General features: G+C 32.7%; 26 protein-coding genes. 13 read left to right on the top strand and 13 right to left on the bottom strand.

Going from position 1 to position 25,192, the window contains the following annotated elements:
* Window positions 1-135 precede the first annotated feature (135 nt).
* Window positions 136-2,148 carry a BCCT family transporter gene (locus FLACOL7796_RS13220; RefSeq protein WP_173971241.1) on the bottom strand — a complete coding sequence of 671 codons (2,013 nt, stop codon included), beginning with the start codon at window positions 2,146-2,148 and terminating at the stop codon, window positions 136-138.
* Between the two features lie 270 nt (window positions 2,149-2,418).
* Here FLACOL7796_RS13220 and FLACOL7796_RS13225 point away from each other — a divergent pair, with 270 nt between their 5' ends.
* Window positions 2,419-3,513, top strand: a complete 1,095-nt coding sequence (locus FLACOL7796_RS13225; RefSeq protein ID WP_173971242.1) for a glycoside hydrolase family 18 protein — start codon at window positions 2,419-2,421, stop codon at window positions 3,511-3,513.
* A gap of 79 nt (window positions 3,514-3,592) precedes the next feature.
* Here the strand turns inward: FLACOL7796_RS13225 and FLACOL7796_RS13230 are convergent, their stop codons facing one another.
* From FLACOL7796_RS13230 to FLACOL7796_RS13245, 4 genes are all read right to left on the bottom strand, one after another.
* Window positions 3,593-4,075 carry a hypothetical protein gene (locus tag FLACOL7796_RS13230; RefSeq protein ID WP_173971243.1) on the bottom strand — a complete coding sequence of 161 codons (483 nt, stop codon included), beginning with the start codon at window positions 4,073-4,075 and terminating at the stop codon, window positions 3,593-3,595.
* 96 nt (window positions 4,076-4,171) lie between these two features.
* Window positions 4,172-5,092 (bottom strand): transporter, encoded by a 921-nt coding sequence (locus FLACOL7796_RS13235; protein ID WP_173971244.1) that lies wholly within the window; start codon window positions 5,090-5,092, stop codon window positions 4,172-4,174.
* A gap of 37 nt (window positions 5,093-5,129) precedes the next feature.
* Window positions 5,130-5,651, bottom strand: a complete 522-nt coding sequence (locus tag FLACOL7796_RS13240; protein ID WP_173971245.1) for a DUF4251 domain-containing protein — start codon at window positions 5,649-5,651, stop codon at window positions 5,130-5,132.
* A 32-nt stretch (window positions 5,652-5,683) separates the two neighbouring features.
* The gene (locus FLACOL7796_RS13245) at window positions 5,684-6,121 is read right to left on the bottom strand and encodes an META domain-containing protein (protein WP_173971246.1); all 438 of its coding nucleotides are present in this window, start codon (window positions 6,119-6,121) and stop codon (window positions 5,684-5,686) included.
* Between the two features lie 209 nt (window positions 6,122-6,330).
* Between FLACOL7796_RS13245 and FLACOL7796_RS13250 the strand changes: the two genes are divergently transcribed.
* Both FLACOL7796_RS13250 and FLACOL7796_RS13255 read left to right on the top strand, forming a co-directional pair.
* Window positions 6,331-6,858, top strand: coding sequence for a superoxide dismutase family protein (locus FLACOL7796_RS13250; protein WP_173971247.1), 528 nt, complete (start codon window positions 6,331-6,333; stop codon window positions 6,856-6,858).
* A 107-nt stretch (window positions 6,859-6,965) separates the two neighbouring features.
* Window positions 6,966-8,168, top strand: a complete 1,203-nt coding sequence (locus tag FLACOL7796_RS13255; protein WP_173971248.1) for an LETM1-related biofilm-associated protein — start codon at window positions 6,966-6,968, stop codon at window positions 8,166-8,168.
* Window positions 8,169-8,203: 35 nt separating this feature from the next.
* On the opposite strand, the gene can is transcribed toward FLACOL7796_RS13255, so the two are convergent.
* From can to FLACOL7796_RS13275, 4 genes are all read right to left on the bottom strand, one after another.
* A complete protein-coding gene (gene can, locus FLACOL7796_RS13260) occupies window positions 8,204-8,842 on the bottom strand; it encodes a carbonate dehydratase (RefSeq protein ID WP_173971249.1) in 639 nt (212 codons plus the stop codon).
* Between the two features lie 124 nt (window positions 8,843-8,966).
* On the bottom strand, window positions 8,967-10,616 hold the full coding sequence (locus FLACOL7796_RS13265) for a SulP family inorganic anion transporter (protein WP_173971250.1): 1,650 nt from the start codon (window positions 10,614-10,616) through the stop codon (window positions 8,967-8,969).
* Window positions 10,617-10,701: 85 nt separating this feature from the next.
* Entirely contained in the window at window positions 10,702-10,983 is a 282-nt protein-coding gene (locus tag FLACOL7796_RS13270; RefSeq protein ID WP_232067372.1) for a hypothetical protein, read from the bottom strand.
* Window positions 10,984-11,115: 132 nt separating this feature from the next.
* Window positions 11,116-11,595: a Dps family protein gene (locus FLACOL7796_RS13275; RefSeq protein ID WP_173971252.1), complete on the bottom strand. Its 480-nt coding sequence runs from the start codon at window positions 11,593-11,595 to the stop codon at window positions 11,116-11,118.
* A 108-nt stretch (window positions 11,596-11,703) separates the two neighbouring features.
* Here FLACOL7796_RS13275 and FLACOL7796_RS13280 point away from each other — a divergent pair, with 108 nt between their 5' ends.
* A complete protein-coding gene (locus FLACOL7796_RS13280; RefSeq protein WP_173971253.1) occupies window positions 11,704-12,645 on the top strand; it encodes a LysR substrate-binding domain-containing protein in 942 nt (313 codons plus the stop codon).
* Between the two features lie 35 nt (window positions 12,646-12,680).
* On the opposite strand, the gene FLACOL7796_RS13285 is transcribed toward FLACOL7796_RS13280, so the two are convergent.
* On the bottom strand, window positions 12,681-12,878 hold the full coding sequence (locus FLACOL7796_RS13285) for a hypothetical protein (protein WP_065450557.1): 198 nt from the start codon (window positions 12,876-12,878) through the stop codon (window positions 12,681-12,683).
* 165 nt (window positions 12,879-13,043) lie between these two features.
* Window positions 13,044-13,709 (bottom strand): tRNA (5-methylaminomethyl-2-thiouridine)(34)-methyltransferase MnmD, encoded by a 666-nt coding sequence (gene mnmD, locus FLACOL7796_RS13290; protein ID WP_173971254.1) that lies wholly within the window; start codon window positions 13,707-13,709, stop codon window positions 13,044-13,046.
* A 307-nt stretch (window positions 13,710-14,016) separates the two neighbouring features.
* Here mnmD and FLACOL7796_RS13295 point away from each other — a divergent pair, with 307 nt between their 5' ends.
* A complete protein-coding gene (locus FLACOL7796_RS13295) occupies window positions 14,017-15,087 on the top strand; it encodes a branched-chain amino acid aminotransferase (protein ID WP_173971255.1) in 1,071 nt (356 codons plus the stop codon).
* Between the two features lie 213 nt (window positions 15,088-15,300).
* Here FLACOL7796_RS13295 and FLACOL7796_RS13300 read toward each other — a convergent pair whose 3' ends face one another.
* The gene (locus tag FLACOL7796_RS13300; protein WP_173971256.1) at window positions 15,301-15,681 is read right to left on the bottom strand and encodes a pyrophosphohydrolase domain-containing protein; all 381 of its coding nucleotides are present in this window, start codon (window positions 15,679-15,681) and stop codon (window positions 15,301-15,303) included.
* Window positions 15,682-15,763: 82 nt separating this feature from the next.
* Between FLACOL7796_RS13300 and FLACOL7796_RS24680 the strand changes: the two genes are divergently transcribed.
* The 5 genes from FLACOL7796_RS24680 to FLACOL7796_RS13320 all read left to right on the top strand — a co-directional run bounded on the left by FLACOL7796_RS24680 (window position 15,764) and on the right by FLACOL7796_RS13320 (window position 18,869).
* Window positions 15,764-15,952, top strand: a complete 189-nt coding sequence (locus FLACOL7796_RS24680; protein WP_232067373.1) for a hypothetical protein — start codon at window positions 15,764-15,766, stop codon at window positions 15,950-15,952.
* Between the two features lie 190 nt (window positions 15,953-16,142).
* Window positions 16,143-17,339: an SRPBCC family protein gene (locus tag FLACOL7796_RS13305; RefSeq protein ID WP_173971257.1), complete on the top strand. Its 1,197-nt coding sequence runs from the start codon at window positions 16,143-16,145 to the stop codon at window positions 17,337-17,339.
* A gap of 62 nt (window positions 17,340-17,401) precedes the next feature.
* Entirely contained in the window at window positions 17,402-17,944 is a 543-nt protein-coding gene (locus FLACOL7796_RS13310; protein ID WP_173971258.1) for an RNA polymerase sigma factor, read from the top strand.
* Window positions 17,945-17,977: 33 nt separating this feature from the next.
* Entirely contained in the window at window positions 17,978-18,394 is a 417-nt protein-coding gene (locus FLACOL7796_RS13315) for a hypothetical protein (RefSeq protein ID WP_173971259.1), read from the top strand.
* Window positions 18,395-18,410: 16 nt separating this feature from the next.
* Window positions 18,411-18,869: a sensor of ECF-type sigma factor gene (locus FLACOL7796_RS13320; protein ID WP_173971260.1), complete on the top strand. Its 459-nt coding sequence runs from the start codon at window positions 18,411-18,413 to the stop codon at window positions 18,867-18,869.
* A gap of 73 nt (window positions 18,870-18,942) precedes the next feature.
* On the opposite strand, the gene FLACOL7796_RS13325 is transcribed toward FLACOL7796_RS13320, so the two are convergent.
* Window positions 18,943-20,004, bottom strand: a complete 1,062-nt coding sequence (locus tag FLACOL7796_RS13325; RefSeq protein ID WP_173971261.1) for a beta propeller repeat protein — start codon at window positions 20,002-20,004, stop codon at window positions 18,943-18,945.
* 121 nt (window positions 20,005-20,125) lie between these two features.
* Here FLACOL7796_RS13325 and FLACOL7796_RS13330 point away from each other — a divergent pair, with 121 nt between their 5' ends.
* The 3 genes from FLACOL7796_RS13330 (at window position 20,126) to FLACOL7796_RS13340 (ending at window position 24,876) form a co-directional block, all read left to right on the top strand.
* Window positions 20,126-21,391, top strand: coding sequence for a hypothetical protein (locus FLACOL7796_RS13330; RefSeq protein WP_173971262.1), 1,266 nt, complete (start codon window positions 20,126-20,128; stop codon window positions 21,389-21,391).
* A gap of 134 nt (window positions 21,392-21,525) precedes the next feature.
* Window positions 21,526-23,499, top strand: coding sequence for a KUP/HAK/KT family potassium transporter (locus FLACOL7796_RS13335; RefSeq protein WP_173971263.1), 1,974 nt, complete (start codon window positions 21,526-21,528; stop codon window positions 23,497-23,499).
* A gap of 147 nt (window positions 23,500-23,646) precedes the next feature.
* Entirely contained in the window at window positions 23,647-24,876 is a 1,230-nt protein-coding gene (locus tag FLACOL7796_RS13340; RefSeq protein WP_173971264.1) for an RsmB/NOP family class I SAM-dependent RNA methyltransferase, read from the top strand.
* Window positions 24,877-25,192: the final 316 nt, after the last annotated feature.

The raw sequence follows: 25,192 nt of genomic DNA on the forward strand, positions 1-25,192 counted from the left end.
CTGTAGGGAGACAGCATTGCGTCTTATGCAAACCGTTTTTTCACCATATAAGTGATATAAGTTCATTTAAACATACCGCTTAAATTTAAACTCATACAGCATTTACTTTAATAATTAACCATTTACATTTAATAATTAATTATTTGGTTTCATAATCAAATCGTGATCTCCCTCAGAACTTAGGTTTAAAAAACGCTCATATTCCCTCAAAACATCTGAAATAATTCCGTCTTTACTCAAATATTGAATATCATATCCTTTACGATGATCTCCAAAATAAGTAACGGGTTGAAAAATAAATTCCAAGTCAATGTCGGGAGTATTTTTTTCGTTTAGTAAGGTTTCAGAAACCGTTTGTTTCTGAGCCATTACACCATATTTAAAGTTGCGCAACTGATCGTATTTTATTTCTAACTCAACGGCTTGTTGGGGCGTAGAAAAAGAATTGATGTGTGCCTCAATATTATTTTTAGCCAATTCGACTACTAATTCTTCAAAAGCTTTTTTCACCGTTTGATTCAAAAATTTATGAATATCTTTCTTTTTAGAAACAGTTACGATCTTTTCTAAATGCTCTTTCCAGTTATTGTTGTTCCAATTCAGACTTCCGTGCGAATATTTTTTGGCACTATATTCACTGTCTACAACCAATGCTTTCCATAAGTTATAACACAAAAGCGCCATAATAATCCCGAAAGGCAAAGCAGTAATTAATGTCATCGTTTGAAGAGAGGCCAAACCACCCGAATGCAATAAACTTAATGCTAAAAGAGACAATAGAATACCCCAAAACACACTTTGCCATTTTGGAGAACTCACTGCTCCTTTTGATGCTATACCATTCATTATAAAAATTCCCGAATCTGCTGATGTGATAAAAAACACGCAAATAATAAGGATAGATAAAACATTTAAGAACGTAGTAAAAGGGAAATAAGTAAAGAAATTAAACAATAATGTATCCGGGTTTTTAGCAAATTCGCTTAAAGCTCCGTGTGCGATATGTTCATCAATCCAGACGGCGCTGCTCCCAAAAACTGTCATCCACAAAAAATTAAAAAACGCAGGAATAAATAATACCGCCAGGATAAATTCTCTTATAGTTCTTCCTTTAGAAATTTTTGCAATAAATAATCCGACATAAGGCGCCCATGAAATCCACCATGCCCAATATAAAATAGTCCACTTAGAGAACCATTCCTGGCTTCCCTGTTCATAAGCATATGTATTAAAAGTAAGTGAAATGAAATGACTGATATAATGACCCAGACCTTCTGTAAAAGTACTTAAAATGTAGATTGTTGGTCCAAAAACTAAAATAAACAACATTAATAAAACGGCCATAATAATGTTCAGCTCACTTAATTTTTTAACCCCCTTCCCTAAACCTGATATGGCCGAAAGAACAGCAATTATCATAACTACCAAAACAATAATAATTTGATAACTAAAACTGGATTCCGAGATTAAATGAAGACTTACTAATCCAGCACTTAATTGCACTACTCCAAAACCAAGTGTTGTAGCAATTCCGAAAAAAGTACTGCACAAACCAAAAACATCCACAATATTGCCAAACCTTCCGTGAATTCTATTTTTTAAAATTGGATAAAATCCACTTCGAATTGCAAGTGGTAAATTGTGTCTGTAGGCAAAATAAGCTAATGAGAGTCCTACTACACCATAAATCGACCAGGCATGAAAACCCCAATGAAAAAAAGTATACAATTGCGCTTCTTTTGCACGTAAATTATCCGCCAAATTAGCATTTGCCGGCGTTGCATAATGCGACATGGTTTCTCCTACTCCAAAATACATCAAACCAATTCCCATTCCGGCGGCAAAAAGCATTGCTATCCAGGAAAAAAAAGAATATTCAGGCTCAGAATCATCTGCACCCAATTTTATTTTTCCAAATTTACTAATTGCCAGTGTTATCAGAAACAAAACGAAAACAGTCACTAACAATACGTAAAGCCAGCTTAAATTTTTAAATATTATTTCTTTTACAATATTAAGTGCCTGCTCCGTGTCCTTCGAAAAAAAAACGCAAAACAATGAAATTGCAATAATTATAGCTAAACTTGGTAATGCAACTGATTTTGTAAAATTGGTTTTAAAGACACTTGAGCTTTTAGATTTATTCATGATGAAATAGTTTGTCACTATTATCAAAGCAGATTCTGAACCTTAGATTAAGATTAAGAAGTTTTTGATAACAAATACAGTTTTGATAATTTATGTAGAGATGTATCGTAAATTTAATCAAAAAGAAAAAAAAATCCTATTTAAACGCAATGAAATTGATTTTTAAAAGAAAAAACCTAACAAATGAGGTGGATACTGTTTAGCTATTTAACTAGTATTTTATTCTAAAAGCTCTATATTTAACATTCTAAAAACTTTAAAAAACGTAAAATGAAACAAATTAACCTGATTGCTTTGCTTTTATTTTGCATTGGTACCACAAATACCTTTGCTCAAAAAAACAAAAAGATGGACATCATTGCTTATTATACCGGCGATGATAAATTAATTAATGAGTATGAGGTAAACAAACTCAACCAGATTATCTTTAGCTTTTGCCATTTAAAAGATGGAAAACTAAGCGTTGATTCTCCTAAAGATTCTACTACAATTAAGTATTTGGTTTCTTTAAAAGCATCAAATCCGCAACTTAAAATTATTCTTTCACTTGGTGGCTGGGGAGGTTGTGAGCCTTGTTCTGCTGCATTTTCTACGGCTGAAGGAAGATTAACTTTTGCTAAATCGGTAAAAGAAGTGAGTGACTACTTTAAAGTAGATGGTTTAGATTTAGATTGGGAATATCCGGCAATTGAGGGACTGCCTGGACATTTATTTCAAGCTGCTGACAAACCAAATTTCACAGAATTAATTAAAATTTTACGTTCTACTTTAGGCAAAAAGTACGAATTAAGCTTTGCTGCAGGAGGTTTTCAAAAATGTTTAGATGAATCTATCGATTGGAAAGGAGTTGCTCCATTTGTAAACCGCATCAACATTATGAGTTATGATTTAGTAAACGGTTATTCGACAGTTACAGGACATCATACTCCTTTATACAGCACAAATCCAAAAGAAGAATCTACCGACAGAGCTGTAGAGTTTTTACTAAAACAAGGAATTCCTGCTGAAAAATTAGTCATTGGAGGCGCTTTTTATACAAGAACATGGAAAAATGTAGCCAATGTAAATAATGGTTTATACCAATCAGGCGAGCACATTCAGGGTGTTCCCTTCAAAAGTTACGCAGATACGTATACAGAAGCAAATGGCTGGAAATATTTTTGGGATGACAAAGCAAAAGCGGCTTACTGGTACAATGAAAAGGAAAAAACTTTTGCAACGGGAGATAATCTAACTTCTATTAAAGCGAAAGCAGAATATGCAAAATCTAAAAAATTAGGCGGAATCATGTTCTGGGAACTTCCATTGGATAGTCCTCGTGACGGAATGGTAAATACTATTTATCAAGTTAAAATAGCGAAGTAACCCAATTGGTTTCTTAAAAATAAAAAACGGCAGTTATATGAGGTAACTGCCGTTTTCTATTTATATATAAGAATGTCTTTTACAATTTTGATTTATCCAATTCGCCAATAAAAGGAATTGATTCTAAAATCTCTGCTCTTATTATGGTTTGCAGATAAACTTCTAACTGAAGAAATTTTGCCGCATTTATTGCTCCCACAGCTTTTTTAGCCTGATTATAAGTTTTAGAATATAATTTCTCGTAAGCCAAATGATTTTTCAGGGTTCCTTTTGCTAATTCATCTGCTTTGGCATCTGTCAGTGTTGCATAATTAGCCGCATAATCATTAATTAACTGAAACTTGGTTTGCCCCAGAGCTTTACGTTCTGTTTCATAATTATCGTAAACTTTGGTAAATGCAGCAGACTGAGTATCTGATAAATTCATGTATTGTTTTACAAGATCACTTTTCGATTTACCATAAATGCTTTGCAACACATCTATATCTTCTTTAAACGAAGATTGAGCATAAGATGAAAACGAGGCAATTGCCATAATAAGAATAAGACTAATTTTTTTCATAGTATTGATTTTTAATTGTTTGTAAAAAATAAGAGATTACCAAATATACTGATTTTTAACGCATTAAAAATAAAATCATAAAAACATTCTTACACATTAAAAAAATGAATATTGATAAGATGCGGATAAAGCATAATAATTTAATCCGTTGTTTGTGTAAGCCCCTACATGGTATTGAAACCTTATAGACTGCCCTTTTGCAATAGGTGTAGAAAAAGTTCCTCCTACCCTCCAGTTGTCTATTTCACTGTCACCTGAAACTCCGTCTGTAATGGTTCTTCCTCCAAAAAACCAATTGGTATTAAAACCTACCCACATATTATTTTTAAAATAATAACTCGCATGTCCCTGTAAACTATAAGTTGGTTTCTGTTCTAATTTTTTGCCTAGAAAATCGTTATTATCAGTATAAAAGCAAATTCCGCCATATGCTTCGGCATACAAATGAGCAAATCGTTTCGAGACTCCAATTTCAGGTTTAAATGCCCAACGGTTTGTACCTATATTAATTTGTTTATCATCGTAATATCTTCCCGTAGGAATTGAGGTTACGAGACTTACTCCTAAAATTGTTTTTTGTTCAAAATTTTTAAATTCAGATCTATCAAGAGCCGGCGAACCTAACAGATTAATTCCAAGGCGAATTTTTGTATCGGCAAAACCAGTTCTGGATCCTGTTATCACTTCTCCGCTTGTACGCGTTTGTGAGCCATCCATAAAAGTATAAGGAACTGCGACCTGAACACGGGCAAGTTTATTAAAAAGTCCAAAAGTTCTAATATAATTTAAAGCTACATTATGACTTCGAAGTGTAAAATCAGTAATAGGCAATGACGGATCTGTCAACACATTACCATCGGTAAAAAGATAGCCAAGAGAGGCTACATTCAAATTTTTAGCCACATTCGCATACACTCGTGGTTCCAGATCCTGACTGAAAACCGGCATTACAAATAAAAGAAACACCATTACAAAATGACATTTCTTCAAAACCAGACTAAACGTTTTTTCCGGCATAAAGTAAAGAATTAGTGATTGGTAAAATCTAAAAACTCTATTTAATACTTTGCTCTGTTTTTGGAGCTTCAATCTCTCCATTATAAAAAATGGATGCTCTGTTATTACTATTTACAGAAAGCGTAGCACCTCCATCAAAAAAGATAGTAAACATAAGGGTATATACATCATCTCTTCCTTTAACGGTAGCTCTCAGAATGTAGTTTTTCTTCTTTTTTTCAACGGTTATTTTTTCAGGAATTCCTTCAAATTTTATTCCGCCATCGCCACCATACGGCACATTAAAAGCACGTCCGAAAAAAGGTAAGTCGCAAGTTGTTTTTTCTGTATTGAATTTTAAGAAATAGGTATTATAATCTAAAATAATAACCCTGCCTCCTTGAGGATTGACTTTTTGCGCTTCAAAAACAAAATTTTTAGAATCAATAAGTGCTTCTACTTCTTTTTGTTTCTGTAAAGCTCTTTCTGTTTTTAGTTCTTTTTTAGTTTTTTCCTGTGCAAAAACCGGAGCAATTAAAAAGCTCAATAATACCAATAAAATTGACAATTTAGTTTTCATAGCTTTATTTTTATTGCGTTAAAAAGGTAATTCTATTTTTTGGTAAATCGCATCATGGCGATATCACCAGAAATAAAATTGAGCGTTTTGCCACCATCAGTTATATCATAGGAAGTTATTTTTTGTAACGTACTCATAAAAACCTGCTCTCCCTGACTGTTGTTCATACACATCATTTTTGTTACCGCCATTGGTTGCGTAAAATCGATTTTATTACCTGTTACGCTCAATTTTCCGTTAAATGAATTACAGCTATTGTTCCCTGAAACACGATTTTCTTTTAAATCAAAATTGATCGTTGGTTTTTTATTTGGATACAACCCATCAAAAGCAATTCTGGGTCCGGTTATATAGTCAAGCTCCCAGGTTCCTTCGAGTGTAGCAACCGAATCATTTTTTTGTGCTTTAGAAGCATTACAAGAAATTAAAATCACTCCTAAAAAAGCTAAAATCAAAACATTCTTTATCATAATTTTTATAGATTAAATTAAAAATAAAACACTGATTTTTGAAAATTTTAAATTCGGGGTTCTACGAATTTACGCAATATTATGCTCTTCTACGCTTAAAGTAACATTAAATTACAACCAATAGTTTTAGATTTTTTTAACTATTAGCGTCAATCAATGTCGGAATTTTATGTTAAATTTACTTAATCTTTAATTTAAAAGCCTCTTACATGAAAAAAATAATTGTTTCTTTCGCTATAATTACAGCTTTAATCATTGGCTGTAAGACTAATACAAAATCAAATGATGCCAAAACTCTAACTATTGCTTTAGAGCCAAAAAGTAATAGCACTGTTGCCGGAACTGCTACTTTTACAGAGAAAAACGGTAAAGTAACTTTTGTTGCAAAAATGACTGGTTTGGCTCCCGGAGTTCACGCAATACACATTCATGAAAAAGCGGATTGTAGTTCTGCCGATGGAAGTTCTGCTGGAGGACACTGGAATCCAACATTTAAAAAACACGGAAAATGGGGTGTTGCAGAATACCACAAAGGTGATATTGGAAACTTTACTGCTGATGCAAAAGGTAACGGAACTATCACATTAACTACTGACGAATGGTGTATTGGTTGCGGAGATGCAAACAAAGATATTCTTGGAAAAGGGTTAATTGTACATCAGGGAACAGATGATTTTACAACACAGCCTACCGGAAATGCAGGCGGAAGAGTTGCTTGTGCCGGAATTATCAAATAAAAAAAACAAATAACCACTACATTTTCACAAAATCTAGTGGTTATTTCATTTAAAATTTATCCTAAAACAAGAAAAAGATATAGCTTTGCAGCTATAAATTAAAGTTAATGATTAACCCATCAGCATCAGGTTGGATAGATAAGTTTTTTAGTGAACAAAAGTTTTCAGAGGCCATTCCTTTTGAGAATGCAGAATCGTTTTACTATAAAGTCAGAGAAACTGGTTTTATCTATGGTCATATCATAGCTATTGATTCTCAGGTTCCGGTTCCTATAAAAGGCTGGTTCAAGACCGAAATTTCTAAGGTTGCCTTATTAAATACTTTATATCACGTTTTTTGCTTAGAAAAAAGAAGCTCAGAACCGAGTAATTTTATTGCCGAAGTTTTAAAGTTTTATAAAGAAATGAGTCCGGAAGGATTTAACTTGTTTAAAATTTTACTTCCAAAAGACACTCCTTCCCTTTCATTAGAAAATATAATCGATCAGCGCGTTCAGACTAATGACAGTATCATTAGTAAAAACTTTTCGCATTTGGTTACCAATGCGCTTTTGTTTATTGATGTGCTGGCTTTCAGACAATATTTAGAACACGGCTCAATTCCGGATAAATATCTTAAACGAATTGAAGAAACTGTTTTGGGCATTGTAGGCCTGGCTTTAAAAACCAAAACCGTAAAATCGCAACATGACGATTTATTAATCAAACTTTTTGAGGCTTCTATTCGATATTCTAAATTTTCAAAAGTTACTGTAGATACTTTAGAAACATTGCAACTGGATTATTTCAAGAATAAACTGGAGCATTACTATTTAATCGATATGGCCGGAATGGCTTTATGGAGCGATGGTGTAGTCGAAAATGAAGAAGCTTACTTTTTATACTCATTAGGATCCATGATGGGAGTTTCGGATGATTTTGTAACCAAAAGCATCGATACTACTAATGATTTTATCACGACACATAAAAAGAAGATTCCGTATTTTAATTATTCCAACCCGGTCAAACATTTCTACGATCAGATGACACACAGCGTTGTAAAACTGATTGTAAGAAACAAAAACAGACTGGTGAAGGAAATTATTCAGAGTAAGGAATTAATGGTTCTATTGGCTTATTCTACAACAAGAGATCTGGATGCCAAAGAAAAGAAAAAAGTAAAAAAACAACTTTTGGATATTTGCAAAACGATTCCGTCACTAACCATATTTTTACTTCCCGGCGGAAGTTTGTTATTACCGATTCTGATAAAGTTTATTCCAACTTTATTACCATCGGCTTTCAATGAAAATCTAGACGAAAACGAATAAAAAAAATCGCCCTTTTGAGGCGATTTTTTATTTTCTTATAGATTACTTAGTTGGTAAACCTCATCTAATTCTTCATTTGATGCGATATTTACATTCAAATCAGTTACAAAACCTGAATTTAAACCGTAAACCCATCCGTGAAGCATTAAATCCTGACCGTTTTTCCAGGCTCCTTGTACGATTGAAGTTTTTGCTAAATTGTATACTTGTTCTTTAGCATTAATTTCAACAAAAGCATTAAAACGTTCTGTTTCATCTTCAATTGAGTTAAGATACTTATCGTGTAAACGATATTCATCTTTAATGTGACGAATCCAGTTGTCAATAATTCCAACAGACATATTTCCCATTGCTGCTTTTACACCACCACAACCGTAATGTCCGCACACGATAACGTGTTTTACTTTAAGAACATTTACTGCATAATCCAGAACACTCAACATATTCATATCTGAGTGTACTACCATATTTGCAATATTACGGTGTACAAAAACTTCTCCAGGTTTAGCTCCAATAATCTCATTTGCAGGAACACGGCTATCAGAACATCCAATCCATAATAATGGCGGAGTTTGTCCTTTGGCTAAATCTGCAAAAAAGTTAGGGTCTAATGCTAATGATTTTTCAACCCATTCTTTATTATTCTCTAATAACTGCTCATAAAACTTTCTCATTGTATTTTTGTTTTTTTGAATGGTATTTCTACATGTTTAAACATATTAAAAATAACTATTGTAAAGTTATCTAATTTTTCATATTTCTCACAATGAAGAAATACCTTTAATTAATTTAATTTGTTTAAAAATCTTCTTTTATGGTTTCTTTTTTAACCAACGCTCTCTTTGCAACATCATAATAATGCTCAATTGATACGTGATTACTAAGATCCGGTGAATTTTCAAGCTCATAAGCTTCTTTAAATCCTTTTAGTTTTACTTTGATGTTGTCATCTACAGCGCGGGTTTCTTTAAACTCACGAATTAAATCCAGAACATCATGAGCAATATACTCTGTATCCTGTGCATTGATGATTACCTTAGAGTTTTCCGGAATTTCATTCAATGTTAATTTAATCGCTGCTTTGTTCAGGAATGAAACTTCCTGAGCCAAATCGATATGAATAACATCTCCGTCTTCGTATTCTTCTTTTTTGAAGCTGTAAGCTCTTTTTAAGTTTCCTCTCAATACAAAAATTACACTAATGATAATTCCTAACGCCACTCCTTTAAGTAAATCCGTAGCTACAACAAATACTAATGTTGCAACGAAAGGGATGAATTGGTATTTTCCTTTCTCCCAGAAATGTTTGAAAGTGGCAGGTTTAGCTAATTTGTATCCTACTAGAATTAATACAGTTGCCAAAGTTGCCAACGGAATTTTATTTAAAAGTGCCGGAATAGACAAAACACTTAATAGCAACAATACACCATGAATAATAGATGACATCTTAGATTTTGCACCTGCATTATTGTTGGCAGATGATCTTACTACAACTGATGTCATTGGTAAACCACCTAAAAGTGAACTCACCATATTACCGATACCTTGTGCTTTTAACTCAACATTGGTGTTGGTATAACGTTTTTGAACATCCATTCTATCAGAAGCTTCAATACAAAGCAATGTTTCTATAGAAGCTACAATGGCAATTGTAATAGCAACTACCCAAACTTGTGGATTGGTAACCGCAGCAAAATTTGGTGTAATTAGAATAGATTTAAATTCATCAAAAGACTTTGGAACTGGCAATGAAACCAAATGTTCTTTTGCAATCGCCAATGAGCTTCCTGTAGATATAAAAAATTCATTTAAAGCTATACCTATAAGAACGGCAACAAGTGCTCCCGGAATTAATTTTAATTTCTTTAAAAAAGATACTTTATCCCACGAGATCAATATCACCAGTGAAACCAGCGAAATAACAACTGCACCTAAGTGAATATGGTTTAAAACATCAAATAAAAATGAAAAAGAGTTGCTTCCATCGTTTTGAATAAAAGCCTGATCACCCTCAAAATCTGCATCATAACCAAAAGCATGAGGCAATTGTTTTAAAATAATAATGATCCCGATACCTGCCAACATTCCTTCAATAACATTTGTTGGAAAATAGTTTGAGATACTTCCGGCTCTTAAAAACCCTAATGCTAACTGAATTAGTCCCGCAATAAAAACAGACATTAAAAACACATCGAAAGCACCAAAATCAGTAATAGCAGTTAAAACAATAGCTGTTAATCCAGCTGCTGGCCCCGAAACACTAATGTGTGACTGGCTTAAATAGCCTACCACAATACCACCAATAACACCCGAGATAATACCAGAAAACAACGGCGCTCCAGAAGCCATTGCAATACCTAAACACAATGGAAGAGCCACCAGGAAAACCACTAAACCTGAAGCAAAATCAGATTTAAGGTTGGCAAAAAGATTGATTTTTTTTGTCATAATAATACAATACTAAAAAAATTATTCATTAAAGATTTACCACATTTACTAAAAAATGCAGCGTAGTTCAAAATAATCGGAAGTATTATACCAAGTTGGGAGGTGGAGCAAATATGCTCGGAGAAATATTATCTAATTTTACGATGTTTTCAGAAACAATCGTTTTCTTTTGAATATAAACGGGTAATAAAACCTCGTGTTCTAATATTACAGGATGTACAATAGATTTTAGTTCTTTATGAACTTCCTCTTCTGCACAATTGAAAGATATAGCCGTATTTGTCCCTTTCTTTATCGCCTGAACAATTGTTGGGGTCGATAAGAAGGCAATAAATATGAATAATAATATGCGGGCTAGTATTTTCATCGAAGCAAAAATAGTGTTAAACAAATAAAATCAAAGCGCGAGGGCAAAATTTTTATACAAATTTAACAATAACAAAAAAGCAGAATTATCAAATTTGATAATTCTGCTTTTAATTATTTCACAAACAAGGCTTTACAATTCTTCTTCTAACCAGGCTCTCATCATCCAGATTGTTTTTTCCTGCTCTGCAATGAAGTCGCTCATCAAAGAATTTGTCCCTTCGTCATTAATTTCGTCAGATTGTTTTAAAATTTCTCTTTCGATTTTTAATAAATCAGATAGAGAGTTTATAATTAGGTGAACTGCTTTCTCATCGTTTGAGATATTTTTTCCAACCGCTAATTTGTTATTTTTAATATAATCTTCAAATGTATGTAATGGAGTTCCTCCTATCGTTAAAACTCTTTCTGCAATCATATCGATTTTTAACTGGGCATCTGTATACAATTCTTCGAACTTAACATGTAAGTCAAAAAAACGTTTACCACGAATGTTCCAGTGGATTCCTCTTAAGTTTTGGTAATAAACCTGAAAATTTGATAACAGAATATTTAATTCCTTTACTAACAATTCTGACTCTTTTACAGGTAATCCTAAAATATTTGTTTTCATAGCTTTTCGTTTTATAATAAGTTTACTACAAATTTAATATAAGTTCTTTAAAAATATTATAAAAAAAAATTATATTTTCTTATTTTTGCATCAAAAAATACTATCAAGATGACTATAACTCAATTACAATATGTATTAGCCGTTGCCGAGCATAAAAATTTTACACTAGCTGCCGAAAAATGTTTTGTTACACAACCTACATTAAGTATGCAGATTCAAAAAATCGAAGAAGAACTTAATATTTTAATTTTTGACAGAAGTAAGAAACCAATCCAGCTTACAGATATTGGTCAGAAAATTGTCAATCAGGCCAAGAACATTGTAAACGAAGCAGATAGAATCAAAGATATTGTAGAACAGCAAAAAGGTTTTATTGGTGGAGAATTTCGTTTAGGAATTATCCCAACCATCATGCCTACCCTATTGCCAATGTTTTTGAATAACTTCATCAAAAAGTATCCTAAAGTAAAGCTTTTAATCGAAGAGCTGAATACAGATGAAATTATTGTAAAATTAAAAAATGGTCATCTCGATGCCGCAATTGCTGCAACACCGCTTGAAGACGAAAAAATAAAAGAGATTGTTCTATACTTTGAGCCTTTCGTAGCTTATATCCCGGAACATCACGCCAGTTTTCAGAAAGAAGAAATCGAAATTGCCGATTTGAACATCAATGAAATTTTGCTTTTGCAGGACGGACATTGTTTTAGAGACGGAATTTTGAATTTATGCAAAAACGGTACTGATATCGACCAAAATAATTTTCAGATACAAAGTGGAAGCTTTGAGACCCTGATAAAATTAGCCGACGAAGGGTTAGGCACAACGTTACTTCCGTACTTGCACACCTTAGACTTAAAAGATTCCGATAAGCTGAAACTACGAAATTTTAAGGAACCAAAACCTGCTCGTGAAGTAAGTTTAATTTACCCAAAGAGCGAATTAAAAATGCAAATCATTGACGCCCTAAGATCTACAATTGCCGGAGTTGTCAAAGGAGCAATTGTTTTTCAGAACGTTCAAATTGTGAGTCCGCTACAAAAGAAATAGACATAAAAAAAGGAGCCAATTTTGGCTCCTTTTTTTTATACTTTGATTAGTAGTAAACTTTGTTTTAGTTCTGGTTTTTCAATAATAAAATTCATCAACCATTCTTGTAATTGCTCCATTTCGTATGGTAACAGCGTTTTGATAGCTTTTTCTAATTCTTTACAGAAAAGTATCGGATCGAAACTTACTCTCTCAAGTATTGATTTCGTGTAATCAAACATCATTTTTGACATAATAAAATAAGATTTTCGGGGGTTATCTATATTTTTAAACTCGCACAAATTTAATCAAATATCATTCATATGCATTCATTTTAACTTATTATTTTAAAAACTTTAGCAACGAACACGTTTTCTTAATGCGTATAAATCAATATAGAATCGTTCTAAACAATTCATTTAAGCCCTTTTAAAGGCTCGAAACATTTCTCGTTTGCCCGGAGGTCCTGCCAATTTTTCAACCGTAAATCCAACTTCGATCATACTTCTTTTAACAACTCCTCGCGCTGCATAAGTAACAAGAACTCCATTTGGCTTTAAACTGTTGTACATTTTCTGAAAAATCTCGGTACTCCAAAGCTCCGGCTGCACTCGATATCCAAAGGCGTCAAAGTAAATCAAATCAAAAATTTCTAAATCGTCGATTTCATGAAAAAATTGTTTCCTTTTGGTTAACGAGAAGGCATCGCAAATTTCGGTTTTTTTATCCCAATCACATTTATGCATTTTCTCAAAAATGTTCTCAAATTCCAATGCGTTTAGTTCCGTAACATAATTCATTTCTAAAACCTCACTGGCTTCAACCGGATATGCTTCTACCCCAACATAATCAATCTTCTGATTTTTTTGATTTGATTCTAAAAAAGTAATAAAAGCATTCAAACCTGTTCCAAAACCAATTTCTAAAATATTAACCGGATTATTATCAAATAACGAAAGTCCATTTTTTATAAATACATGTTTTGCTTCCTGAATGGCGCCATGTTTAGAATGATAACACTCATCCCAATCCTGCAAATGAATTGTTGTTGAGCCATCTAGCGTTTTAATTATTTCTCTTTTCACTTTTTTAGAACTTTATAATGGAATTTACTGCCTTTTGGTACATTTTAATAGCCAAATTTAATCAAAACAAATGCGTAAAGCCTTAAAAAACGGCTGTTTTTTCATAAATTCTCTATAAAACTATCTTAATTATTTGACTTTATTATAAGATAAATAAATCTCAGTTAAAGGCCATAAATAATGCAGTTTTACTAAGGATTTTATATATTTTTACTTAATTTTGCATTCAGTAAATTCTATTTCACACCAAATCATTGCTTTAGATCTTTCTTTTGCAATGAAAATTACATAAAAACTTTACATAATTATGAGTACAACTCAAACAAGCAAAATTGAAATCAGAAAAGCAACTTCGTCAAAAATAAGCGGAGTAGACTTTCAAAACTTAAGCTTTGGTGCTGTTTTTACAGACCATTTATTCGAATGTGATTTTAAAAATGGAGAGTGGCAAAATCCTGTCATTAAGCCTTATGCTCCAATTTTAATGGATCCTTCTTCAAAAGTCTTTCATTACGGACAAGCTATTTTTGAAGGAATGAAAGCTTACAAAGATGACAATAACGATGTTTGGTTGTTTAGACCTGATGAAAACTACAAACGTTTTAATAATTCTGCAGTTCGTATGGCAATGCCAGAAGTTCCGGAATCTATTTTTATGGATGGTTTGAATGAATTATTAAAAATTGACCAGGAGTGGATTCAAAAAGGTAACGGAAGCAGTATGTACATTCGTCCTTTTATGATCGCTACAGGGGCTGGTGTTGTAGCCAATCCTTCTGATGAATATAAATTCATGATTTTACTTTCTCCTGCACAATCTTATTATGCCGGCGAAGTAAAAGTAATTATTGCTGAGCATTACAGTAGAGCTGCAAATGGTGGAATTGGAGCTGCAAAAGCTGCAGGAAACTACGCTGCACAGTTTTACCCAACAAATCTGGCTAACAAAGATGGCTTTCAACAAGTAATCTGGACAGATGATGCAACGCATACAAAATTAGAAGAAGCGGGAACAATGAACGTTTTCTTTAGAATTAATGATACTTTACTAACTGCTCCAACAAGCGAAAGAATTTTAGATGGTATTACCAGAAAAAGTTTGATTGCTATGGCAGAAAAAGAAGGGCTTAATGTAGAGGTTCGCCCTGTTATTGTTTCAGAATTAGTAGAAGCTGCTAAAAACGGATCTTTAAAAGAAATCTTCGGAGCTGGAACTGCTGCAGTTATCAGCGTTATTAAAGGTTTCTCTTATCAGGATGTTTATTATGAAATGACTCCGGTTGAGAATTCATACGCTTCTCTTTTAAAAGAAAAACTAACAAATCTTCAAAACAAACTTTCTGAAGATACTTTTGGCTGGACTGTAAAAGTTCAATAATCAAAAGATTTTTATAAAAACAAACCCGATAGATTTTAAAAATTTATCGGGTTTTCTGTTTATATCATAAAATGCAAAGCTAATTTTACCGCAAAGTCCGCAAAGATTAAACGCAAAGTTCGCAAAGCTTTGTGTTGATCTAGCTTTGCGAACTTTGTGTTTTCTATGCGTAAAGAAAAATTAAATCTTAGCGCCCTTTGCGGTTAATTTTAGTTACAAGAATTTCGAAAAATCAGGTTTAAAATAATTCGGGCCTTTCATTACTTTACCATCTTCTCTATAAATTGGTTGTCCGTCTTCGCCTAATTTGCTCATATTACTACGTTGAATTTCATCAAAAACAGCTTCAATTTTATCCTGTAAACCATGCTCGATAATAGTTCCGCACAAAATATACATCATATCTCCAAGAGCATCAGCAATTTCAACTAAATCATTGTTTTGAACTGCTTCAAGATATTCTTCGTTTTCTTCTTTCATCAAATTATAACGAAGTATCTTTTTAGTTTCGCCCAAATCTGCAATTGGGGTTTGGCTATGACCTATTTTAAAAGCAGTATGAAATTCTGTAACTGCATCAAGTTGTTTCTTCATGATTTTATTTGCTTAAATGAAATGCCAAATTAGCAACTATTCGTATACAATTCTCTAAATTTGCCAAAAATAATTTTCAACTATGTTTAGCCAAGGACAATTAATATTCGCACTCTGTTTTTTTATTGCATTTGTAATCGTAATGATATTTGCTTATCGAAAAGATCTTGCATTGCACAAAATTTTCTATAAAGGAAATTATAAAGTATTAATCGTATTCCTGATTTTCATCGCTCTTTTGTTTGTGATCAAATTTTTCTTTAAAAGATAATTCCGAAAATTTATTGCTATATTTAGAATGAAATATTTTTTGAAGATTTTACAATTAAACTTCTTCAAAAACGTTTTATTTACAGCTTTTACCGATCAATATAATTTTATAAAGTGTACTTTTATTGCGGCACAATTACCGTGGCTAGTAATAAAATTTATAACTTTACGACACAAAATAAACGACTACAATGAAGATTCTAAAATATTTATTTCTACTATTATTATTAAGCTTAGTTGCCCTGACTGTTTTTGTCGCTACCCAAAAAGGGATTTTTTCTGTAGAAAGAAGCAAAGTGATCAACTCACCAAAAGCAACCGTTTATAATTACATCAATGATTTTAGAAATTATGAAGATTTTGAATCGTGGTCGGTAGCAGATCCTTCGATAAAAATGACTTTCCCAAATAAAACAGCCGGAAACGGAGCTTCGTATTATTGGGCTGGAGCCGAAGGAAACGGAAATGCAATTACCATTAAAACTAAAGAAGGAGAAAGCATTCAGCAAAAAATGAAGTATGACGGTACAGAAGCTGATGTTAACTGGACTTTTAAAGATACTTTGGGAGGGAAAACCAAAGTAACCTGGAAAGCAACGGGAACTATGAGCTTTTTATTTAAAGTATACACGGCGCTAAACGGAGGTTCTGATAAAGTTATTGGAACTATTTATGAAAAAAGCCTAGCAAACATTGATAAAAACCTGGATTACGAAACTAAAACTTTTGCTGTTGACGTAAATGGAGTGGTAAATAAAACTGAAACTCCTTATATTAAACAAACGTTTACAAGCGAAATTTCGAAAATAAGCAAAAACGCAAGAATCGTTATTCCTAAACTGATTGAGTTTAGCGAAACCAATGGTTTATCGGCCAACGGAAAACCTTTTATTATTTATCATACTTACGACACTACAACCGGATTAGCCAAAATTTCTATTTGTTTACCAACAAATAAAGAGATCTCGACAACTTCGGGAAGTGACATTTTGGGCGGAACTTTAAATGGTTTCGAAGCGGTAAAAGTAACTCTAAAAGGGGATTACTCTCATACTAGCAGCGCCATTGCAAAAGCAACAGCTTACATCAACAAAGAAAAAATTACTCCGGATTTAAGCTGGTCTCGCCTTGAAATCCTTACCGTTAGTAAACTAGATGTAAAAAGCCCTTCTAAATTAATAACCGAAATTTATTTTCCGGTTAAACCGAAAGCTGTTCCTGTTGTTAAAACTCCTGTTACCAGAACAGAAGTTGAACCAACATATTCAGAGCCAACAACAGAAACTGATCCTTCAGAAGCACCTAAACCAGCTCCTAAACCAAAACCAAAAGTTACTCCTAAGGTAACAACACCTAAAACTACTGAAGAAGAACAATCAGAATTCTAAAATAATCGAGACTGATTAAACCTTTTGTTTAAAATTCATTCTAATAAGATAAATCAGGGAATTTGACAGACGAGAAGGAATTTATACAACAATTATTAAATCCTAAAACGCAAAACACAGCGTTTCAAAAACTCGTGTCTGATTATCAAAAACCTTTATATTCTCATATTCGAAACATTGTTTTGAATCATGATGATACAGATGATGTATTGCAAAATACTTTCGTAAAAGTTTTTCAGTATTTAAAAAATTTCAAAGGAGAAAGTAAACTTTTCTCGTGGATGTATAGAATCGCAACCAATGAAGCTTTGACTTTTTTAAATCAAAAGGTAAAACTAAGCGGATTAACATCTGAAGCGCTTCAAAATAAAACCATCGACAATTTAAAAGCTGATGTTTATTTTGATGGAGACGAAATTCAGATCAAACTTCAAAAGGCCATTGTAACCTTGCCGGAAAAGCAACAATTGGTTTTTAAAATGAAGTATTTTCAGGAATTAAAATACGAAGAAATTGCTGAAATCCTCGGAACTTCGGTTGGAGCTCTGAAAGCATCTTATCATCATGCTGTAAAAAAAATTGAAATATATGTTACATCAAATTAAACCTTTTGTAACTAAACCTATCTTATAGATATTATGAAAGCATTTAAACTAGAAAACGAACCGAAAATAGGAACTGGATTTAAAACGCCAGAGAATTATTTTGATGATTTTTCGACAAAAATTTTACAACAGGTAAACGAAGAAAAAGAAACAAAAGTAATTCCGATTTACAAGCGTAAAAAAGTTCTTTCATTCCTTGCTGCAGCTGTAGTTGTAATTGCATTAATGATTCCTATAGTAAACAATTACAACACTACCTCTAAAGAACTTGACGAAGACACTTTAGAAACTTATTTGTCTTATCAGTCTAACTTAAATCAATATGATTTAATTAAAGAATTAGATAGTAAAGACATTGATAAACTTGGCAAAGGTGTTGCTCTTGAACAAGAAACACTTGAAGATATTTTAGCTTCAAATCCAAATATTGAAAATTTAATTTCAGAATAAATAAAAATATCAAAAGATGAAAATTAAAAATATATTACCGATAATTCTATTCTTTGCTACTTTTTCGTTTTATGCCCAAAATGATAAAACAGATGAAAAGCGGGAAAAAATTAAGGCTTATAAAGTTTCTTTTTTAACTACTGAGCTTGAATTAACTTCTACAGAAGCAGAAAAATTCTGGCCAATTTACAATGCTTATGACGATAAACAATTTGAATTGCGTCATGAAAAAATGAAAATGTATTTGCGCAAATTAGATGACGACAACATTACTTCGATGTCAGAAAAAGAAGCTGCTACGCTTTTATCGCAAATAGAAAGCACAGATAAAGAACTGTATCTATTGCGCGACAAATACAACACCAGTCTAAAAAAGATACTTTCGGCAAAGAAAATATTAAAGCTTAAAAAATCTGAAGATGATTTTAATAGAAAATTATTAAAACAGTACAGAGACAAAGCCGGTAACAAATAAGAACCGGAATTAAAAATACAACAGCTGCGAGAACCCTATATAATAATACTTACTTTATTATTTAGGGTTCTTGTTATTTAAAACGTATTCTGATTACTTTATTATGACCTGCAGCAATTGCAGTATTTCTGTTTACAAAACGAATGGTAAAAAGTTTTGAATCTGTAGATAATTGAGTCCAGTTTTCGCCACCGTTCTGAGAGTACTGAATACCTTCAGAACCCACACAAATGATTTCCTTACCATTTCCGCCCGGAACGTATTGCACGCAGGATGCGTATCCAAAACCCATATCCTGACCTATTAATTTCCATGTATTTCCGCCATCAGTAGTAAAAGCTTTATTATCTGTTTTTTTGTTAGGAAGTTCATAATCACCACCAGCAATAAATCCGTGTTTGGCATCATAAAAATCAGCTGTAAAAATACCAGTCATTGTTTTTCCCTGAACAATTGGAGTTTCAATAACTTTCCATGTCTTCGCTTTATCCGGAGAATAGAACACACGTGCTTTTTTTCCTCCCGAAACTAACCAGGTATCATTTCCTTTTATTACAATATTCGAGTTACTAGCTGCAAAAGCGGCTTCACCCTCGGCATTTGTAGGTAATTTATCCGATAATATTTTCGTCCAGGTTTCACCTCCGTCACGCGTTACAATAATCGAAAAAGTATCTTCTGTAGGATCTCCAATGGCGATTCCTTCCTTGTCATTCCAAAATTGCATACTATCGTAAAACACCTTCGGGTTTACTTCTTTATAAACTAATTTAACTTTTTGTGTTTTTTTTGAGACCTGATAAAGTAGTGCAGGATTTCCTACGCTTAACAAAAATACGCTCTGAGAATTTTGAGCAATACTTCTAAATTCCAGATTTAAAGTATCACGATAAATACGATCTTCAAACTTCTCTTTTTTATCTAAATCGTAAAAGCCAAATCGGGAATTATCAGCTCCGTACCAAACTTTATTCTTATCAATTGATATCGCTCTAATACTAATTTTATCCTGAAACAAAGTATCTATTTGTATTGAAGTAAAACCACTATAAAATGATCTTTCATCATTATGATTCAGCGCTTTAAAAGACATTAATAAAATTAAAGCACCGAAAAAAAATATTACTTTTCTCATATAAATCAGTTTTTTTTATTGCTAAAATACAATTATTTATAACATATAAAATAAGATCGTGTTTTTTTTCTGGCACAGTAATTGGATATCTCAGAATATTAATCTTTAATATGATTTTATCATGAAAACTAATTTACTTTTTATAGCGTTTGCAGCTTTAGTTTTTGGTTCTTGTTCAGCACAAAGCCAAACTACTGTTTATGCAAAAAATTCAGATATAAGCGATAATTTAGATCTTAGAGCAGTGGCTTCTATGTTTGGAGAATCTTCTAATTTACAAGATTTCGAAAGACGTTTAAATGATCCAAAATATCAAATATCAAATCTTGACTTAAATGGCGATAACGAAGTTGATTATTTACGTGTTATTGAATCTGTAGAAAACAGAACGCACGTAGTAATTATTCAGGCAGTTTTAGATCGTGATGTTTACCAAGACGTTGCTACAATTGATATCGAAAGAGACAATTATAACAAAGTAAGCGTACAGGTTGTTGGTAATACTTATTTATATGGAGCCAACTATATCTATGAGCCTGTTTATAATGTAGTTCCCGTAATTTACTCTTCATTTTGGGTAACCAATTACAGACCGTATTATTCAACTTGGGGATGGAATTACTATCCAACCTATTACGCAGCATGGAATCCTTATCCGGTATACAGATACAGAAATAACATCAATGTATGCATTAACGTAAACAATCATTACAATTATGTAAATACAAGAAGAAGTTACAGAGCTCCTGTTATATACGAATCAAGACGTACTTATGGTTACGAAACAAGAAGACCTGATTATAGCTTTGCTCAAAGACATTCTAATGTAACAAACAGATACGATTTAGATCAAAGACGTGTTGCAAGCAGAGACTATAACAGAACTCAAAATACTTACAATACTAACAGATCTAATGGCGGAAGAGTTTCTACACCAGATAACAGAACAACAAACAGAAACTATGCTGAAAACAGAACAAATACTGACAGAAGCTATAACACAAATCGTTCAACTCCTGTAAGCAGAGACAATTCGGCTACGGTAAACAATAACAATCCGGTAAGAGTTGATAACACAACTCCAAGAACTGAGAACAGAAGAAATTACGATCAGAACAGTTCTAATACTTCAAGAGGAAATTCATCAGGAAATGTGAGTAACAGAGGAACTTATACTCAAAGAGCAGAAACTCCAACTCCTCAAAGAACAGAACCTACGAGAAATTACTCAGAAGGCAGAGGTAGTTCAGAAAACCGATCAAGCTCAGCAAGAACTCAAAATACACAACGTTCTGAGTCTCCACGAGCTAGCCAGGAATCCAGAAGCAGCCAGCCACAAAGAGAAAGCGGCGATGGTTCAAGAAGCTACGGCGGAAGAAGAGGTTAATATTAAATTCGCATTTCTAAATAAAAAACTAAAGCACAATTTAACGATTGTGCTTTTTTTTATCTTTTTAATTATAATTGATGCTAATTTGTTTTAAAACAGTAAATTTGCAACCGTCTTTTATAAAAACATACATGAGCGCATCGCATAAAAACTTACATAGTAAGTTGTCTATAGGGGGTTTATTGATCACATTAGGGATTATTTATGGGGATATTGGTACTTCTCCTTTATATGTAATGAAAGCCATACTTGGCGAACATATCATAAATGCGGATATTGTATTAGGAGGTATCTCATGTGTTTTTTGGACTTTGACTTTACAAACTACAATAAAGTACGTACTTATTACTTTAAGTGCAGACAATCATGGTGAGGGTGGTATTTTTGCCCTTTATGCCTTAGTCAAGAAAACAAAGATTCAATGGCTCATTGTGCCCGCCATAATTGGAGGAAGTGCCTTGCTTGCCGATGGAATTATAACCCCTCCTATTTCGATATCATCTGCTGTGGAAGGAATTAGAGCATTTTATCCTACCATGCAAACCGAGACAATTGTTTATATTGTAATCGGAATTCTATTTGTTTTATTTACCATACAACAATTTGGAACCAAGCTTGTTGGAAAGTTTTTCGCTCCAATGATGTTAATTTGGTTTGCCATGCTTGGAACATTGGGAACGATTCAAATTTTGCAGCATCCTGAAGTTATAAAGGCTATCAACCCTTATTATGCGTATCATTTATTACAAATTCACCCCGAAGGATTCTTTGTTCTTGGATTAGTATTTTTATGTACAACAGGAGCCGAAGCTCTGTACTCAGATATGGGACACTGCGGTAGAAAAAACATCAGAATTAGCTGGATTTTTGTAAAACTAACTTTAGTATTAAACTATTTTGGTCAGGCAGCTTATTTAACACACCATGAAGGAAGCACATTACAACAATTAGGCGGAGAAAACGGAAATCCGTTTTATCTTATCATGCCGCATTGGTTTTTACCATTCGGGATTGTTGTAGCAACTCTGGCAGCGGTTATTGCATCTCAGGCCCTTATTAGTGGTTCATTTACATTGATTAACGAAGCAATGCGTTTGAATTTCTGGCCAAAAGTAAAAATCAAATATCCTACAGAAGTAAAAGGACAATTATATATTCCGTCAATTAACTGGTTATTGTTTTTTGGTTGTGTTGGAATCGTTTTACACTTCGAAAAATCAAGTAATATGGAGCATGCTTACGGTTTAGCAATCGTATTGTGTATGATCATGACCACGATTCTGCTTAACTATTACCTGATCATGAAGCGTGTAAAATTGTATTTCATGGTTCCGCTAATTACCATTTATTTATTAATTGAATTCAGCTTCCTGATTGCTAATATTACCAAATTTGCCGATGGTGGTTATGTAACGTTAATCATTGCATCTGTTTTGATCTCTATCATGACAATCTGGTATCTGGCTAAGAAAATTAATAAAAGCTATACCAAAATCATCAAAATTGACGATTATAAGAAGGTATTAATGGAGTTGAGCGAAGATTTATCTATTCCTAAATACGCAACGCATTTGGTATACATGACCAATGCAAACCGTGTAGATGAATTAGAAGAAAAAGTAATATACTCGATATTGCAAAAACGCCCAAAGAGAGCTGATATTTATTGGTTCGTTCACGTAAACATTCTTACGGAACCATATAAAACACAATATAAAGTTACTGAGATTGCGAAAGACGATATTTACAGAATCGATTTTAATTTAGGATTTAGAGAACCTACCAAAATCAATTTAATGTTTAGAGAAGTAATTCGTGATATGGTAAAACGTGGCGAAGTTGATATTACCAGCCGTTACGAATCATTAAACAAAAACAATATTATCGGAGACTTTAAATTTGTATTGTCTGAGAAGTTTTTATCAAATGACAACGATTTAAGATGGCACGAAAACATCATCATGAACTCTTATTTCTTTATCAAGAAACTGAGTTTATCTGAAGAAAGAGCATTTGGTTTAGATAGTAGTTCGGTTAAAATAGAAAAATTCCCAATGGTGCTTCACGCTCCGGAAAACATCGGATTAACCCGAATTATAAAATAAAACCTTTATAAAACATCATCAGAAAAACACTCTTTTAAACTTTATTAGAGTGTTTTTTTTCTTTTTAAAGAAAGTTAAAACAACAATCAAAATTAAAAATTTAACTTTCAATCAATTAATAGTACCTTTGCAACTCAAATAAGTAAAATGAGATTACACAGAAATTTAGTTTATACTACCATCGATTCTTTAAATGCAATTTTCAATGAAGGAGAATATGCAGACAAAGTGGTAGCAAGAGCATTAAAAAAAGACAAACGTTGGGGAAGTTCTGACAGGAAGTTTGTTGCTGAAACGATATACGAAATTGTTCGTTGGAAACGATTATATGCAGAAATTGCCGAAGTAAAAGAACCTTTCAACAGAGAGAATTTATGGAGAATGTTCGCAGTTTGGGCCGTTTTAAGAGGATACCCAATCCCGGATTGGAAACAACTGGAAGGAACTCCTGAAAGAAAAATAAAAGGACGTTTTGATGAACTTTCTAAAATTAGAGCACTAAAAGAATCTATTCCGGACTGGATGGATGAATTGGGTGTAAAAGAACTTGGAGAAAAAGTTTGGTCTACAGAAATTGCAGCTCAAAACCAGCCTGCTAAAGTTATTTTAAGAACTAATACACTTAAAGGAACTAAAGAAAGCCTGAGAAACACTTTGATGGATTTGAATATTGAAACAGAATATTTAAAAGATCAGCCTGAAGCTTTGGTTTTAAAAGAAAGAGCAAATGTATTTTTGACAGACGCTTTTAAACAAGGACTTTTTGAGGTTCAGGATGCCAACTCACAATTGGTCGCCGGTTTTATGGATGTAAAGCCAGGAATGCGTGTGGTGGATACTTGCGCCGGAGCTGGAGGAAAAACGTTGCACATCGCTTCTTTGATGGAAAACAAAGGACAACTGATTGCAATGGATTTGTATGAAAGCAAACTGAAACAATTAAAATTAAGAGCAAAAAGAAATGGCGCTTTTAATATTGAATACAGAATCATTGACACTACAAAAGTGATTAAAAAATTACACGAAAAAGCAGATCGTGTTTTAATTGATGCACCTTGTAGCGGTTTAGGAGTCCTTAAAAGAAATCCTGACGCCAAATGGAAATTACAGCCTGAATTTATTGATAACATTCGTAAAGTACAGGCAGAGGTTTTAGAAAGCTATTCTAAAATTGTAAAACCAGGCGGGAAATTAGTATACGCAACATGTTCTGTTTTACCATCAGAAAATCAGGAACAAGTAGAAAAATTCCTAAAAACCGAAATTGGAAAACAATTTACTTTCATAAAAGATCGTAAAATTTTGGCTTCTGAATCTGGTTTTGACGGATTTTATATGGCATTGTTAGAAAGAAAAAATGCAGTAGCTGCTGAATAAAAAATAAATTCTAAATTTTTTAAAATTCCAAATTCCAATTTTATAGTTGGGATTTGGAATTTTTATTTTATTCTGATTTAATTAATAAATGTATAGTCCTTACGGGATACATTTTTTTGTCTAATCCTGTTTTGTACCAACATTTAACTTCTAACGGAGTATTATCTTCTAGAAATATATAATTATTAAAACATAAAAAAAGCCTTTAGATTTTATCGAGGGCACTGAAAAACACCTCTTATTTTGATTGGGATTGGTTTTTAGAGAATTAAAAAAACGCTTGTAACAGGATTTTTTAACCCGTTGCAAGCGTTTT

Origin of the sequence: Flavobacterium bizetiae (assembly GCF_902804475.1) — a bacterium.
GTDB lineage: Bacteria > Bacteroidota > Bacteroidia > Flavobacteriales > Flavobacteriaceae > Flavobacterium > Flavobacterium bizetiae.

Bases quoted from the DNA above. Each gene is read 5' to 3' on its own strand.
- FLACOL7796_RS13220 (WP_173971241.1), bottom strand. From the start codon at position 2,148: ATGAATAAATCTAAAAGCTCAAGTGTCTTTAAAACCAATTTTACAAAA.
- FLACOL7796_RS13225 (WP_173971242.1), top strand. From the start codon at position 2,419: ATGAAACAAATTAACCTGATTGCTTTGCTTTTATTTTGCATTGGTACC.
- FLACOL7796_RS13230 (WP_173971243.1), bottom strand. From the start codon at position 4,075: ATGAAAAAAATTAGTCTTATTCTTATTATGGCAATTGCCTCGTTTTCA.
- FLACOL7796_RS13235 (WP_173971244.1), bottom strand. From the start codon at position 5,092: ATGCCGGAAAAAACGTTTAGTCTGGTTTTGAAGAAATGTCATTTTGTA.
- FLACOL7796_RS13240 (WP_173971245.1), bottom strand. From the start codon at position 5,651: ATGAAAACTAAATTGTCAATTTTATTGGTATTATTGAGCTTTTTAATT.
- FLACOL7796_RS13245 (WP_173971246.1), bottom strand. From the start codon at position 6,121: ATGATAAAGAATGTTTTGATTTTAGCTTTTTTAGGAGTGATTTTAATT.
- FLACOL7796_RS13250 (WP_173971247.1), top strand. From the start codon at position 6,331: ATGAAAAAAATAATTGTTTCTTTCGCTATAATTACAGCTTTAATCATT.
- FLACOL7796_RS13255 (WP_173971248.1), top strand. From the start codon at position 6,966: ATGATTAACCCATCAGCATCAGGTTGGATAGATAAGTTTTTTAGTGAA.
- can (WP_173971249.1), bottom strand. From the start codon at position 8,842: ATGAGAAAGTTTTATGAGCAGTTATTAGAGAATAATAAAGAATGGGTT.
- FLACOL7796_RS13265 (WP_173971250.1), bottom strand. From the start codon at position 10,616: ATGACAAAAAAAATCAATCTTTTTGCCAACCTTAAATCTGATTTTGCT.
- FLACOL7796_RS13270 (WP_232067372.1), bottom strand. From the start codon at position 10,983: ATGAAAATACTAGCCCGCATATTATTATTCATATTTATTGCCTTCTTA.
- FLACOL7796_RS13275 (WP_173971252.1), bottom strand. From the start codon at position 11,595: ATGAAAACAAATATTTTAGGATTACCTGTAAAAGAGTCAGAATTGTTA.
- FLACOL7796_RS13280 (WP_173971253.1), top strand. From the start codon at position 11,704: ATGACTATAACTCAATTACAATATGTATTAGCCGTTGCCGAGCATAAA.
- FLACOL7796_RS13285 (WP_065450557.1), bottom strand. From the start codon at position 12,878: ATGTCAAAAATGATGTTTGATTACACGAAATCAATACTTGAGAGAGTA.
- FLACOL7796_RS13295 (WP_173971255.1), top strand. From the start codon at position 14,017: ATGAGTACAACTCAAACAAGCAAAATTGAAATCAGAAAAGCAACTTCG.
- FLACOL7796_RS13300 (WP_173971256.1), bottom strand. From the start codon at position 15,681: ATGAAGAAACAACTTGATGCAGTTACAGAATTTCATACTGCTTTTAAA.
- FLACOL7796_RS24680 (WP_232067373.1), top strand. From the start codon at position 15,764: ATGTTTAGCCAAGGACAATTAATATTCGCACTCTGTTTTTTTATTGCA.
- FLACOL7796_RS13305 (WP_173971257.1), top strand. From the start codon at position 16,143: ATGAAGATTCTAAAATATTTATTTCTACTATTATTATTAAGCTTAGTT.
- FLACOL7796_RS13315 (WP_173971259.1), top strand. From the start codon at position 17,978: ATGAAAGCATTTAAACTAGAAAACGAACCGAAAATAGGAACTGGATTT.
- FLACOL7796_RS13320 (WP_173971260.1), top strand. From the start codon at position 18,411: ATGAAAATTAAAAATATATTACCGATAATTCTATTCTTTGCTACTTTT.
- FLACOL7796_RS13325 (WP_173971261.1), bottom strand. From the start codon at position 20,004: ATGAGAAAAGTAATATTTTTTTTCGGTGCTTTAATTTTATTAATGTCT.
- FLACOL7796_RS13330 (WP_173971262.1), top strand. From the start codon at position 20,126: ATGAAAACTAATTTACTTTTTATAGCGTTTGCAGCTTTAGTTTTTGGT.
- FLACOL7796_RS13335 (WP_173971263.1), top strand. From the start codon at position 21,526: ATGAGCGCATCGCATAAAAACTTACATAGTAAGTTGTCTATAGGGGGT.
- FLACOL7796_RS13340 (WP_173971264.1), top strand. From the start codon at position 23,647: ATGAGATTACACAGAAATTTAGTTTATACTACCATCGATTCTTTAAAT.